At 71.8% G+C, this 13,036-nt stretch carries 12 protein-coding genes; 8 read left to right on the top strand and 4 right to left on the bottom strand.

Features of this window, described 5'->3' with window-relative positions; genetic code table 11:
• Positions 1–44: 44 nt before the first annotated feature.
• Positions 45–215 (bottom strand): hypothetical protein, encoded by a 171-nt coding sequence (locus ACF1GV_RS08535; RefSeq protein WP_391679250.1) that lies wholly within the window; start codon positions 213–215, stop codon positions 45–47.
• A gap of 112 nt (positions 216–327) precedes the next feature.
• Here ACF1GV_RS08535 and ACF1GV_RS08530 point away from each other — a divergent pair, with 112 nt between their 5' ends.
• Together ACF1GV_RS08530 and ACF1GV_RS08525 are read left to right on the top strand one after the other, a co-directional pair.
• On the top strand, positions 328–813 hold the full coding sequence (locus tag ACF1GV_RS08530; RefSeq protein WP_391679248.1) for a hypothetical protein: 486 nt from the start codon (positions 328–330) through the stop codon (positions 811–813).
• 90 nt (positions 814–903) lie between these two features.
• Positions 904–2,424, top strand: coding sequence for a DUF6348 family protein (locus ACF1GV_RS08525; RefSeq protein WP_391679245.1), 1,521 nt, complete (start codon positions 904–906; stop codon positions 2,422–2,424).
• A 498-nt stretch (positions 2,425–2,922) separates the two neighbouring features.
• Here the strand turns inward: ACF1GV_RS08525 and ACF1GV_RS08520 are convergent, their stop codons facing one another.
• Complete coding sequence (locus ACF1GV_RS08520; RefSeq protein ID WP_391679242.1) at positions 2,923–3,222, bottom strand: hypothetical protein; 300 nt, start codon at positions 3,220–3,222, stop codon at positions 2,923–2,925.
• Positions 3,223–3,692: 470 nt separating this feature from the next.
• Here ACF1GV_RS08520 and ACF1GV_RS08515 point away from each other — a divergent pair, with 470 nt between their 5' ends.
• Positions 3,693–5,648 carry a DUF5107 domain-containing protein gene (locus ACF1GV_RS08515; RefSeq protein ID WP_391679240.1) on the top strand — a complete coding sequence of 652 codons (1,956 nt, stop codon included), beginning with the start codon at positions 3,693–3,695 and terminating at the stop codon, positions 5,646–5,648.
• Positions 5,649–5,667: 19 nt separating this feature from the next.
• Here ACF1GV_RS08515 and ACF1GV_RS08510 read toward each other — a convergent pair whose 3' ends face one another.
• Complete coding sequence (locus ACF1GV_RS08510; protein ID WP_391679238.1) at positions 5,668–6,018, bottom strand: VOC family protein; 351 nt, start codon at positions 6,016–6,018, stop codon at positions 5,668–5,670.
• Positions 6,019–6,131: 113 nt separating this feature from the next.
• Between ACF1GV_RS08510 and ACF1GV_RS08505 the strand changes: the two genes are divergently transcribed.
• A complete protein-coding gene (locus ACF1GV_RS08505; protein WP_391679237.1) occupies positions 6,132–6,614 on the top strand; it encodes a phage holin family protein in 483 nt (160 codons plus the stop codon).
• A gap of 47 nt (positions 6,615–6,661) precedes the next feature.
• Here the strand turns inward: ACF1GV_RS08505 and ACF1GV_RS08500 are convergent, their stop codons facing one another.
• Positions 6,662–7,615, bottom strand: coding sequence for an LLM class F420-dependent oxidoreductase (locus ACF1GV_RS08500; protein ID WP_391679235.1), 954 nt, complete (start codon positions 7,613–7,615; stop codon positions 6,662–6,664).
• Positions 7,616–8,274: 659 nt separating this feature from the next.
• On the opposite strand from ACF1GV_RS08500, the gene ACF1GV_RS08495 reads away from it, so the two are divergent.
• The 4 genes from ACF1GV_RS08495 (at position 8,275) to ACF1GV_RS08480 (ending at position 13,010) form a co-directional block, all read left to right on the top strand.
• On the top strand, positions 8,275–9,750 hold the full coding sequence (locus ACF1GV_RS08495) for an NAD(P)/FAD-dependent oxidoreductase (RefSeq protein WP_391679233.1): 1,476 nt from the start codon (positions 8,275–8,277) through the stop codon (positions 9,748–9,750).
• Positions 9,747–11,594, top strand: coding sequence for a transketolase (locus tag ACF1GV_RS08490; RefSeq protein WP_391679231.1), 1,848 nt, complete (start codon positions 9,747–9,749; stop codon positions 11,592–11,594). Before ACF1GV_RS08495 ends, ACF1GV_RS08490 begins: the two co-directional genes overlap by 4 nt.
• Positions 11,591–12,517: a non-homologous end-joining DNA ligase gene (ligD, locus tag ACF1GV_RS08485; RefSeq protein WP_391679229.1), complete on the top strand. Its 927-nt coding sequence runs from the start codon at positions 11,591–11,593 to the stop codon at positions 12,515–12,517. The genes ACF1GV_RS08490 and ligD overlap by 4 nt, the downstream gene beginning before the upstream one ends.
• A gap of 100 nt (positions 12,518–12,617) precedes the next feature.
• Complete coding sequence (locus ACF1GV_RS08480) at positions 12,618–13,010, top strand: gas vesicle protein (protein ID WP_391679228.1); 393 nt, start codon at positions 12,618–12,620, stop codon at positions 13,008–13,010.
• The last annotated feature ends 26 nt before the right edge of the window (positions 13,011–13,036 follow it).

Here is a 13,036-nt window from a genome sequence, read left to right as displayed (position 1 = left end):
CGGCCGTCCCCCGCGGGCTCGCGCACCTGCCCGGACCAGTGGCCTCAGACGCGAGGCGGGACATCCGCGATCTCGATGAGCACGTCGAGCACCATCTCCCCTTCCTGAAGCTCGATGTCCCTGCGAACATCTCCGACCGTCTGGCCGTTCTCTGCCACCGCATCCTCGGGCAGTAGGTCGACGGCCTGCCGAAGGAGTGTGAACGCGTCATCCATGTGCTGCATTGTCCCTGGCCCAGGCCCCTGCGCTATCCGATCGAGGCCGGCCTCGCCGCCGCCGAGCAGAAGGAGGATGCGCGGTGGCAACGCTGGGCACTACAACGAGGGGATGACCGTCTTCCTCTGTTCCAAGTGCGGCACCGCGATCACGCCGGAGCTCGTCGAGCTCGCCGCTGTCCCCGACGTCTCGGACAGTCTGCAAGACCGGGACAAGAAGACACGTCGGGCGGCTTCCACCGTCCGACAGGGTTACTACGCGATCGACCCCGAGCCCTGGGGACCTCCCTATGTCCTGCAGGATGACCAGGACAACCCGCAGCAGGCGCAGTCCCGGGGCCCTCTGGTCTGCAACGAGGAGGGCTTCGTCATCTCGGCGGGCACCCCGGGCACCATACTGGTGAATCCTGAAGACGCCTCTGACCTTCAGCCCTTGCCCGACTGGGAAAACAGCACAGGGTGCTGCGGACCGACCGGCAACGAAGGACTCAACCGAGCCTGCCCCTGCGGTGCTCCGGTCGCGACCCTTGCAGCCGACTGCTTCGGGCCCTACGAACTTCACCTCGATCCCATTCGGACGTTCGCGTTCTCCCAGTAGGACCGGAACTGAGCCCGTAATCGACGCGCGACACGGCCGAAGCGCCCGTTCGCCCAGCTCTGCAACGACTACTTTCCGTGGTGATGGCCAGTGAAGACGGGGTCGCCGCCCTTGGTTAGGCGATCACGCCACCGCGTTGGTTTGGGCCTTCAGCCACATCCGGTCGCCGCCACTCCCGGGGCGCCAGGGGCAGTCGACCATCCTCCGGTCCGGAAGCCTGTCCAAGCGCCCGGCACCTCCGGAGCCACAAGCCCGAGCGCTGCCCGGTCGGCCGAGCGGCCTCAGTACCATCCACAGGTGTCTTGGATACGACGTCGTACGCGCAAAGAGGAACCGCCGGCGAACCGGCTGCCCGACCTGGAGTTCCTCGCACTGGTGAGGGGCGGGCTCGAAGAGTTCGCGCCCGGCGTGACGCAGGGCGCCCAGCTCAAGGGGAACTCGTTGATCAGCCCGCATGGTTGGGCCGTGGCCGTAGCCCCGCCGCACCACGGGGGCGGCCACCACTACGACCTCGTCGCGCTACCGGACGTCGGTCTCCAGCCGGACGTGCCGTGCTTCATGGATTGTGTTGTGTCGATGTCCGCCGATCCCCAGGATGCAGCGAACACGTGGGTGCAGACGGCAGGCGCGTGTCTGCTGGAACTCCTCGACCACCGCGAGCATTTCGCGGGCCACGCGGGCCCCGACGACGAGCGCGGCGTGCCCGGCTGGCACGTGATCACGTCGGGCGCGGTCGGTCTCGGACGCGATGTCGACGAGAACCGGCGGCTTCAGGGCGCGCTGTTGGAAGCGAACGTGCTGCACCGGATCGCGGACTCGTTCACCGCGGACCTGGAATCGCCATTTTTCAACGGCGTCAAGGTCTTCTATGGCGGCAGCCCAGGCGCCATGCAGGCTGAGATCCGCGTGAACGGTGAGCGCCACGAGGCCGCATCGGCAGCGATGGCGGCGCTCGGACTGCCCGAGCCAACGACGTTCACAGCGGTTCGCTTCTATGCATTGCTGCTGCCGGTACCGGCGGGCAGCGGCGAGCCGAGCTACCCGACGGTCCGGCTCGATCTTGCTCCCGCCTCCGTGCAAAACAACGCCCACAGCCACGGCGCCGCCTGCGCCTGCGACTGCGGGGGCCACCTCGACCCGGAGCACCCCGGCTTCGACCTGGCCCTGCCTCACCTGGTGGCCGAGCTCTCGGAGGAAGAACGTAGACGCCGCGTAAAGTCGGACACGGGCGCGATCATCATCGCGGAGGGCGTTGGCAACTTCCTCAAGGTCCGCCTCCCGATCCGTCTGGACGACGGACGCACGGTGGTCTACCTCGCCTGGGTCTACCTCCAGGCAGCCGTGATCGACGACTTCGTGCAGCGGATCCACAACGACGACCTGGACGGCCACCGCTTTGAGGGCCTGCTGTGCAATGCCATCGGCCCCTGGGGCGAGGGCGTCCTGCGCGCCCCCGTCGTCCTCGGCGGCCAACGGATCAACGAGGACGGCTCGGTCCGCCGCAGCGAGGTTCTGGAGTCCACCGACCCCCTGCTCAGCAAGGTATTGAGCGAGACTTGGCCCGCCGCGTTCGTCCTCGGCGACCGCTTCCCCCGCAGGCCGTCAAGCTAAGGGGTCGGCAGGGGAAGGGACTCCTACCGGCTCGCCAGCACCAGGGCCCGCACCGACGCCGGGCACGATGCCGCCGGCTGAACCAGCCTGCCGCCCGGCCCGGAACAAGACCATCGTCGCCAACGACGGCCGGCCGCAGCCCGCGTCGGAGGCCCTGGGCCAGGGTCGGCCATGACTGCCCAGGACCTCCGGCTGCCCGGCCACAGCCTGGCAGCCGGAGACCCTCGATGCGCCGTGAGTGCGGATCCAGGACCACTGCACGCGTGGGCCACGTGACCAACGCCCGCAGCTCTCCGCAGGACACGCTCATGTCAGCGTCGGGTATCGATGGACCCTAGAGGGGGACCCGCCACGAGTACCCTTCCCGCCGACGGGACGTACGTGTCGGCGTACACCTGAACGTAGTCCGTACGCCGACAGTACGGATCTGGTGCGTCACTGACGAAGCCCGGGCAGCATGTTTCGTCCGTCTCGTCTCAGGTTCCCGGAACCGGCCTCTCAGCCACCGCCCCCGACGATCCCGCCAATTCCTCCAATAATCGCGGTGGCAAGACTCGGCGTGATGCCTTGTTCGTTATGGATGGTGACATGATCTGCCCCACAGATCACCGTGACCTGCGCGTCGCCGTCCGTCGTCTTGGTGCCGTTGCCGCACTTATTGCCCTCGTCGGCACCGCGGGCCTGCTGTCCAGGCCGGTCCGCGCCGAATTGACCGGACGCGCTGGCAGCCGTCGCCGATGCTCCGACCAGGGCCAGCGACGCAAGCATCAAGCCAGGCAGCCTCATCGCCTTGCGCATGGGATCTCCATCTCCCGTCCCCTTGGGCAGGGAACGCATGCGCTAAGCATTCACCGGATAAGTCGTATCCTGGTCGAAATCGGTACCGTGCCAATAAGATTTGCGCACTCGATCCCCTGAACAGCTCAGTCAGCCAAGGGCAAGTGCCTTGGAGAAGCGTGCTGGCGTCGTGGACCCCCACGGTCACCGCTCCCGGCCCGGCCTCCAGCCGAACCTGGTCACCCCGCCGACATGCCGCACCGCGGGCTTGTACTCCTCATCATGTCCCCGAACAGATCGCATCATCTGCCGAGATCCAAAGAGCCCCAACACCCCGCAGCGTTGCCAGTTCTCATCGACATGTTCGGGCCCTGTGATCGCTAAGTGCTGTCCAAAACCGTCGTTGCCCGCTCCCACCTACAGAACCACCGGCGACTTTGCGCAACCCTGACCCGCAGCGGCCCTGGCCGGATCACCGGGCAACCGCTTCCATGGTGATCGTGACGACGATCCGACGTGAGGTACTGACCCTGCCCGCCGCGGACCTCGGCCCGGACAACCCGCTGCCCGCGCTGCGCCCCCTGGACGAGATGCACCGCATCGACGACCGCGACAAGGAGGATCTGCCGCGCGACATGGCCCGCCAGATCGGCTACGCCCCGCTGACCAGCCTGCTGCCCGTGCGGGTGCGCGACGGCTACGGCCGCGACCGCGCACCGCGCCGGCTCGACGCCCTAGTCATCGAGAACGACCGCCTGCGCGCCACCGTCCTGCCCGGCCTCGGCGGCCGGATCGTCTCCCTGCTGCACAAGCCGACCGGGCGCGAACTCCTCTACCGCAACCCGGTGTTCCAGCCGGCCAACTTCGCCCTCAACGGCGCCTGGTACTCCGGCGGCATCGAGTGGAACATCGGCGCCACCGGCCACACCACCCTGTCCTGCGCACCCCTGCACGCCGCCCGCGTCCCCGGCCCGGACGGCACCGACATGCTGCGGCTGTGGGAGTGGGAGCGGCTGCGCGACCTGCCCTTCCAGGTCGACCTGTGGCTGCCGGAGGGCTCCGACTTCCTGTACGTCGGCGTCCGTGTCCGCAACCCGCACGAGCGACCCCTGCCCACCTACTGGTGGTCCAACATCGCCGTCCCCGAGGAGTGCCGGGTCCTCGCCCCGGCGAGCGAGGCCTACCACTTCGGTTACGAGCGCCGACTGCGCCGGGTTCCGGTACCGGCGTACGACGGCGCGGACCGCAGCCACCCGCTGGGCAGCCCGTACGCCGCCGACTACTTCTACGACGTGCCCGAAGGGCGCCGGCGCTGGATCGCCGCGCTGGACGAGAGCGGCCACGGGCTGGTGCAGACCTCCACCGACGTGCTGCGCGGCCGCAAGCTGTTCGTGTGGGGCCATCTGCCCGGCGGCCGCCGCTGGCAGCAGTGGCTCACCGAACCCGGCACCGGCGGCTACTGCGAGATCCAGGCCGGCCTCGTCCGCACCCAACTCGAGCATGTGCGGCTGCCGGAGGAGAGCGAGGTCTCCTGGCTGGAGGCGTACGGTCCGTTCGACGCCGACCCCGAGGGCGAGTGGGACGCCGTCGTCGACCGGGCCGAGGCCCACCTGGCGGCCGTACTGCCGCCCGCCGAGGTCGACTCCGCCTACGCCGCGTGGCTGCCGAACGCCGACGCCGAACCCGCCGAGACGCTCGCCGTCGGTTCCGGCTGGGGCGCGCTGGAGGTCCTGCGCGGCGGCTTCAAGCTGCCCGGCACTCCCTTCGCACAGGCCACCCTCGGCAAGGAACAGGAACCCTGGCTGGCGCTGCTGCACACCGGGGCGCTGCCCGAGCCGGGCGGGGAACGGCCGCCCGGCGAGAGCCTCGTCGCCCCGCACTGGCGGGACATGCTGGAGACCGCACCGGCCCGTCCGCACACCGAGTACCACCTCGGCGTCGCCCAGTGGCACGCCGGCGACCGCGCCCAGGCCGTGCGCAGCTGGGAGCGGGCGCTGCCGCTCGCCCCCTCGCGGTGGCCGCTGCTGCGCTGCCTTGCCGTCGCCGACCGGGAGGGCGGCCACGGGGAGCGGGCCGCCGAGCGGTACGCCGAGGCCTTCGACGACCTGTGCCGGGAGCGGCGCGACACCGGCCCCGAGTGGACGGCCGTCGGCGCCGCGCTCGGCCGCGAGGCCATCGAGGCGCTGCTCGCCGCCGGGCGTACGGACGCGGCGCGTGCCGTGTGGGAGCGGCTGCACCCCGGCACCCGGGAACTCGGCCGGTTCCGGCTGACCGAGGCGGCCCTGCTGCTCGCCGAGGGCAGGACGAACGAGGCGCGGGGCGTGTTCGACGCGGGCTTCGAGGTCGCCGACCTCAGGGAGGGGGACGAGGTGATCGGGCGCCTGTGGGCCCGGATCGCCGGCGAACCCCTCCCTCAGCGGTACGACTTCCGCATGCGGCCGTCCTGAGCCGTCGGGGCCGCGGCTGCTACGGGCGGCGGCGGTCCATGTACTCGTACACCGCCCCGTCCGGGTGGCGAGCGATCAGATTGCGACCCGCCGGCGTCGGCACCGGGCCGGCCACGATCTCCGCGCCCAGCTCGGCGAGGACGGTGTGCGCCTCGTCCACGTCGGCGACCGCGATCGTCGCCGCCACCTTGCGCAGCACTTCGATCTCCGCCGCCGGGCCACTCATCAGCAGGAAGCAGCCGATGGCGGCGACCTGGACGCCGCCCCGCTCGAAGCGGAGGGCTCTGCCGCCCGCGAGCCGCTCGTAGAAGGGGATGGCGGTGTCGAGGTCGTCTACGCAGACACGGAGTGAGGCACCCTGGATCTCCATACGGCAGAGCCTAGTTGGGCGCGCCCGGACCGGTGATCGTTTCACCCGATCCCCACGACCGGCGGGCCGGCTGCACGCCGTTACGGCCCTGCGGCGCCGGGTACCCGAACGGTATGAAACCGCTGGATCACCTGGAGCATCTGGACAAGCACCTGGTCGACGAGCTGGCGCAGGTGGCCCGCGAGACCGTCCGCGACGAGCTGCGGCGCCAGACGCGAGAGAGGCGCCGCACCGCCCTGCTGTACGCGGCGTCCGGCGCGGCCGCGCTGTACGCGGGGGCGGCACTCGCGCTCGCCGTGGGACTGGCGCTCGCCCTCGGCCTGCCCGGCTGGGCCGCCGCGCTGATCACCGCCGCGATCCTGGGTGCCGCGGCCTACGCGCTGCGGAGTGCCGCGCGGCCGTCCGCCGGCCCACGGGGCGGGGCCGAGCACGCCGTCGGCACCGCGCCGGCCGCGCCGGAGCCCGGAGCGGCCCCTCCGTACCCGCCGATGCCGCCCGTCGCGCCCGCCGCGGGCACTCCGGAGCCCGGGGCGGCCGGGCCGGCCGTGCCGCGCCCGGACGACGCCGACCCCGCCTCGCCCCACCATCGGGCCTGACACCGGGCCCGACGGCGAGCGCGGACGCGCCTGTCACGCCGGACGTGTCAGGTCAGCTGCGGCAGCACCTTGGTGCGATAGAAGTCGAAGAAGCCGCGCACGTCCGGGCCGATCTGGTTGACGTAGACGACGTCGAAACCGGCGTCCGCGAACTGGCGCAGCTCGGCGACGTGCTCGTCCACGTCGGCGCCGCACACCCGGTTCTCGCGCACCATGTCCTCGGTGACGAGCTGCTGGGCCTGTTCGAAGTGCTTGGGGGAGGGGAGCACCTGGGAGAGTTCACCGGGCAGCTGCTCGTTCGCCCACAGACGGTGGACCGTGCGGACGGCGGCGTCCTTGTCGGTGTCATAACAGACCTTGGTACCGCCGCTGACGAGCTTCGCCCCGCCGCCGCCCTTGCGGTACTGCTCCACCATCGAGGCGTCCGGGGCGATCGTGATGTAGCCGTCGCCCACGCGGGAGGCCAGCTTGACGGCGGCCGGGCCGAAGCCGGAGATGTCGATGGCGACGGGCTCGTCGGGGACCGTGTACAGGCGGGCGTTCTCCACGGTGTAGTGCGTGCCGTGGTGGTTGACCTCCTCGCCGGTGAACAGGCGGCGCATCACCTGGATGGCTTCCTCCAGCATCTCCAGGCGTACGTGGGCCGGGGGCCAGGGGCCGCCGACGATGTGCTCGTTGAGGGCCTCGCCGGTGCCCACGCCGAGGCGGAAGCGGCCGTTCGTCATGACCGCGCTGGTGGCGGCGGCCTGCGCGACGACGGCGGGGTGGATGCGGACGGTGGGGCAGGTGACAGCCGTCTCGATGGGCAGCGAGACGGCTTCGGAGAGGGCGCCTATCACCGACCAGACGAACGGGCTCTGGCCCTGCGCGTCGTTCCACGGGTGGTAGTGGTCCGAGATCCACAGCGCCTGGAAACCGGCCTGCTCGGCCATCCTGGCCTGCTCGATCAGCTCCGCGGGGCCGTACTGCTCGCAGGAGAGGAAGTAGCCGTACTGGGGCATGGGCGGCGCCTCCGGGGGTGGGGGGTGGGTGGTCGGTGGGGCGAGTACCCAGGGCTCCGCCGGTGCAACGGGGGTGGGTGCGGTTGGCTGGGGCTGCGCCCCGGTCTCCCTTTGGGGGGTGTTGGCCCACCCGCCAGCCCGTCTCGGTCGGGCAGGAGGTGCCGTCGCGGGGCTGCGCCCCGGACCCCCTTCGGGGTGTTTGCCCACCTGCCCGCCCGTCTCGGTTGCGCAAGAGGTACGCCACGGGGCTGCGCCCCGGACCCCCTCTGGGGCTCCGCCCCTCGCCCGGCGGGGGCCTGCGCCCCCTGCACCCTCGGCACGCTCCCCGAGGGCCGGAGTGCGTCCGCCCGATCCGGCGGGACAGCGTCCGTCCTCCTGCCTGGCGAGACAGCCTCCGCCCCCGCCCCTGGCGGGACCGTGTCCGCTCACCCCCGTCGGGACCGCGCCCGCTCACCCCCGTCGGGGCCCACGTCTCACCCACCCCCGCCGGGACCACGGTCGGCTCACCGGAGCAACCAGGTCCCCCCTCGCCGGGACCACGTCCTGCCCACCCTTGGGCAACCACGTGCCGCCCACGCCGGGACCACGTTTGGCCAACCCCCGGAGGGAAACGCGGGGAGGCGGTGCGTTGTGTGCGGGACGGAGAGGGTGAGGACGTCGTGGGTCGACCCCGGGTGGTGATTGTCGGTGGGGGGTTCGCCGGGTACCGGGCCGCTCGGGTGCTGGGGCGGATGGCCCGGGGGCGGGCCGAGATCACGCTCGTCAATCCGACCGACTACTTCCTGTATCTGCCGCTGCTGCCCCAGGTCGCCGCCGGGATCCTCGAGGCGCGCCGGGTGACCGTGTCGCTGACCGGGACGCTGCGTGGGGTGCGGCTGGTGCTCGGGGAGGTCGGGCGGGTCGATCTCGACGCGCGGACCGTGCACTACACCGGGCCCGAGGGCGACAGCGGTGCCGTGGCGTACGACCGGCTCGTCCTGGCCGCCGGCAGTGTCAACAAGCTGCTGCCCGTCCCCGGTGTCGCCGAGCACGCCCACGGCTTCCGCGGGCTGCCGGAGGCCCTCTATCTTCGTGATCACGTGATCCGGCAGATCGAGCTGGCCGCCGGCGGGGACGACCCATCCGCCTGCGCCGCCCGCTGCACCTTCGTGGTCGTAGGCGCCGGATACACGGGTACCGAGGTCGCCGCGCAGGGGCAGCTCTTCACCGATGCGCTGGTGCGCAACCACCCCTTGCGTCACGGCATGCGCCCGCGCTGGCTGCTGCTCGACGTCGCCGAACGTGTCCTGCCCGAGCTGGACGAACGGCTGTCGCGCACCGCGGACCGCGTACTGCGCGAGCGGGGCGTCGACGTGCGGATGGGGACCTCCGTGAAGGAGGCCACCGAGCGGGGTGTCCTGCTCACCGACGGCGAGTTCGTCGACACCCGGACCCTGGTGTGGTGCGTGGGGGTCCGGCCCGATCCGCTCGCCGAGTCGCTGGGCCTGCCGCTGGAGCGCGGACGGCTCCTCGTCGAGCCCACCCTCCGGGTGCCGGGGCGCCCCGAGGTGTTCGCCTGCGGTGACGCCGCCGCCGTACCGGATCTGGACGAGCCGGGGTCGTACACCCCGATGACCGCCCAGCACGCGTGGCGGCAGGGGAAGGTCGCCGCGCAGAACGTGGCTGCCTCGCTGACCGGCGGCGCGCTGCGGTCCTACCGGCACCGGAACCTGGGGTTCGTCGTCGACCTCGGCGGCGCGCAGGCCTCCGCCAATCCGCTGGGGCTTTCGCTGTCCGGGCCGGTCGCGGGGCTGGTCACCCGCGGTTACCACCTCGCGGCGATGCCCGGCAACCGGGTGCGCGTCGCCGCCGACTGGTTGCTCGATGCCGTACTGCCCCGCCAAGGCGTCCAGTTGGGACTCGTACGGTCCTGGTCGGTGCCCCTGGACACGGCCTCCCCGGAGCTGGCCCGGACACCCGGGGCGCCCCGGCGGCAGGAGCCCGCGCCCGCCCAGCGGCCCGGGCCCGACGCCCTCGACGCGGACCGTCCCGCGCCCGGGCCGGTCAAGCGCATCGACGAACCCCGCACGGAAGAAACCCGCACCGACGAAACCCGCACCGACGAAACCGATACCGACGCTCAAGGAGACACATGAACACCGGTGAACTCGTCGAACTCGGCCAGCAGTTGCGCGTGGACAGCGTGCGTGCGGCCGCCGCCGCGGGCTCCGGGCACCCGACGTCCTCGATGTCCGCGGCCGATCTGATGGCCGTCCTGCTCGCCCACCATCTGCGCTACGACTTCGACCGGCCCGACCATCCCGGCAACGACCGTTTCGTGCTCTCCAAGGGCCACGCCTCACCGCTGCTGTACGCCGCGTCCAAGGCCGCCGGGGCGATCGGCGACGAGGAACTGCTGACCTTCCGCAAGCTCGGCAGCCGGCTCGAGGGGCACCCGACCCCGCAGCGGCTGCCCTGGGTGGAGACGGCCACCGGTTCGCTCGGGCAGGGCCTGCCCGTCGGCGTCGGCATCGCGCTGTCCGGCAAGCGGCTGGAGCACGACGGCTACCGCGTATGGGTCCTCACCGGCGACAGCGAACTCGCCGAGGGGTCGGTGTGGGAGGCCGCCGAGCACGCCGGCCACGAGCATCTCGACAACCTGATCACGATCGTCGACGTCAACCGGCTCGGGCAGCGCGGACCCACCCGGCACGGCCACGACCTCGACGCCTACGCCCGCCGCTTCAAGGCCTTCGGCTGGCACACGATCGAGATCGACGGCCATGATGTCGACGCCGTCGACCGGGCCTACGGCGAAGCCCTGTCCACCGCCGGGCAGCCCACCGCGATCATCGCCCGCACCCTGAAGGGCAAGGGAGTCGAGGGCGTGCAGGACCGGGAGGGGCTGCACGGAAAGCCGCTGCCGGAGGCCGAGGAGGCCATCGAGCAGCTCGGTGGGAAGCGCGACCTGCGGGTGCAGGTGCACGAGCCGCCGACGGTCACCGTGGTGCGGTCCGCGACCACCTCGCCCTACGAGCTGCCCCGCTGGGACAAGGGCGAGGAGGCCGCCACGCGGGACGCCTACGGCAAGGCCCTCGCCGCCCTCGGACACGGGCGCGGCGACATCGTCGCGCTCGACGGCGAGGTCGGCGACTCCACGCGGGCGGAACTGTTCGCCAAGGAGCACCCTGAGCGGTACATCGAGTGCTACATCGCCGAGCAGCAGATGGTCGCGGCCGCCGTCGGCGTCGCCGCGCGCGGCTGGGTGCCGTACGCCGCGACGTTCGCCGCCTTCCTCACCCGCGCCTACGACTTCGTGCGCATGGCCTCCGTCAGCGGCTCCGGCATCAATCTCGTCGGTTCGCACGCCGGGGTGGCCATCGGGCAGGACGGGCCGTCCCAGATGGGCCTGGAGGACCTGGCGATGATGCGGGCCGTGCACGGCTCCACGGTGCTGTACCCCTGTGACGCCAACCAGACGGCGAAGCTGGTCGCCGCCATGGCCGACCTGGACGGCATCCGCTATCTGCGCACCTCGCGCGGCAAGAGCGCGGTGCTCTACGGGCCCGACGAGGAGTTCCCCGTCGGCGGCAGCAAGGTGCTGCGCTCCTCCGGCGGGGACCGGCTGACGATCGTCGCGGCCGGGGTCACCGTGCCCGAGGCTCTCGCCGCCGCGGACGCGCTGGCCGCGCAGGACATCGCCGTACGGGTGATCGATCTGTACTCGGTCAAGCCCGTGGACGCCGAGACGCTGCGGCGGGCCGCCGAGGACACCGGCTGTCTGCTCACCGTCGAGGACCACCACCCCGAGGGCGGGCTCGGCGACGCAGTGGCGGAGGCCTTCGCCGACGGGCGGCCCGTGCCGCGACTGGTCCGGTTGGGGGTGCGGAACATGCCGGGCTCGGCCACGCCCGAGGAGCAGCTGCACGCCGCCGGCATCGACGCCGAGTCCATCGCGGCGGCCGGGCGGCTGCTGGTGGGGGAGGCGGTCGTGCGGTGAGCGACGGCGACACGCGCACGGTGCGGGCCGGGCGCCGGCGTGTGCCGGTGCACCGGCCCGGCAAGGTGCTCTTCCCGGGCGACGCGGGCGCCAAGGAGTACACCAAGGGCGATCTCGTCGACTACTACCGGTCCGTCGCCGCGTTCATGCTGCCGCATCTGCGCGGCCGGCCGCTGATGCTGGAGCGGCATCCCGACGGCGTCGACGGGCCCCGGTTCATGCAGAAGAACACGCCGGAGCACTATCCGGAGTGGATCACCCGCGTCGAGCTCCCGAAGGAGGACGGCACGGTCTGCCACACGGTCTGCGACGACACCCCCAGCCTCGTCTACCTCGCCGACCAGGCCTGTCTCACCTTTCACCGCTGGCTCTCCAGCACCGGCAGTATCGACGCGCCCGACCGGATGGTCTTCGACCTCGACCCCTCCCGTGACGACTTCTCGGCCGTCCGGGAGGCCGCCCGCCGACTGGGCGACCTGCTCGACGAGCTGCGCCTGCCGTCCGCCCCGATGACCACCGGGTCGAGAGGACTGCACATCGTCGTCCCCCTGGCCGGCCATCAGGACTTCGACACCGTACGGCAGTTCGCGCGCGACGTCGCCGAGCTGCTCGCCGCCGAGCACCCCGACCGGCTCACCACCGCCGCCCGCAAGAAGGACCGCCGCGACCGGCTGTACCTGGACATCCAGCGCAACGCCTACGCGCAGACCGCCGTCGCCCCGTTCACCGTGCGGGCCCTGCCCGGTGCGCCCGTCGCCGTCCCCCTCACCTGGGACCAGCTGGACGACCCGGGCGTCGACGCCCGCCGCTGGACCATCGCCGACGCCGTCGACCAGGCCCGCACCAACCCGTGGGCCGGTCTTATGAACAGGGGCCGCACGCTGGGGCCCGCCCGGCGCCGCCTGGACGCGCTGCGCGGTTGACGGGCCACTCCGTGCGATCGAAGCCGCTCGTGCCGCCCGCGCCTGCGTTCGTGAAGGTTTGGCCATGGCACGAGCGGCCACACGGAGGAGAGAGGTGGCCATGGCGAACACAAAGAACACGCGAGATTCGCAGAATTCACCGAACGAACCCGAAGAGCGGGAACCCGACGAGGAGCGGAAGCCCGCACCAGAGCGGAAGCCCGCACCAGAGCGGGAGACCGCCGAGGAGCGGCCCCGTCCGATGGAGGTGCTCCGCAACGCACGGGCCCAGCTCGCCGAGCTGACCGGTATGAATCCGGAGTCCGTGTCGTCCTTCGAGCAGACGGAGGACGGCTGGGCGCTGGAGGTCGAGGTCCTCGAACTCGCTCGGGTCCCCGACACGATGAGCCTGATGGCGAGCTACCAGGTGGAGCTGGACCCCGAGGGGCAGCTCACCGGTTACCGGAAGGTCCGTCGTTACGAGCGCGGCCGGGCGGACGCCCGCGGCCGGTAGTCAGCTCGCTCTCGACGACCGAACAC

It is taken from the genome of Streptomyces sp. NPDC014006 (assembly GCF_043088925.1).
In the GTDB taxonomy this organism is placed as follows: Bacteria; Actinomycetota; Actinomycetes; order Streptomycetales; family Streptomycetaceae; genus Streptomyces.
The sequence above is the reverse complement of the archived record's forward strand: the minus strand, read 5'-3'. Positions and strand labels throughout refer to the sequence as shown.

Bases quoted from the DNA above. Each gene is read 5' to 3' on its own strand.
- ACF1GV_RS08535 (WP_391679250.1), bottom strand. From the start codon at position 215: ATGGATGACGCGTTCACACTCCTTCGGCAGGCCGTCGACCTACTGCCC.
- ACF1GV_RS08530 (WP_391679248.1), top strand. From the start codon at position 328: ATGACCGTCTTCCTCTGTTCCAAGTGCGGCACCGCGATCACGCCGGAG.
- ACF1GV_RS08520 (WP_391679242.1), bottom strand. From the start codon at position 3,222: ATGCGCAAGGCGATGAGGCTGCCTGGCTTGATGCTTGCGTCGCTGGCC.
- ACF1GV_RS08515 (WP_391679240.1), top strand. From the start codon at position 3,693: ATGGTGATCGTGACGACGATCCGACGTGAGGTACTGACCCTGCCCGCC.
- ACF1GV_RS08510 (WP_391679238.1), bottom strand. From the start codon at position 6,018: ATGGAGATCCAGGGTGCCTCACTCCGTGTCTGCGTAGACGACCTCGAC.
- ACF1GV_RS08505 (WP_391679237.1), top strand. From the start codon at position 6,132: ATGAAACCGCTGGATCACCTGGAGCATCTGGACAAGCACCTGGTCGAC.
- ACF1GV_RS08500 (WP_391679235.1), bottom strand. From the start codon at position 7,615: ATGCCCCAGTACGGCTACTTCCTCTCCTGCGAGCAGTACGGCCCCGCG.
- ACF1GV_RS08490 (WP_391679231.1), top strand. From the start codon at position 9,747: ATGAACACCGGTGAACTCGTCGAACTCGGCCAGCAGTTGCGCGTGGAC.
- ACF1GV_RS08480 (WP_391679228.1), top strand. From the start codon at position 12,618: ATGGCGAACACAAAGAACACGCGAGATTCGCAGAATTCACCGAACGAA.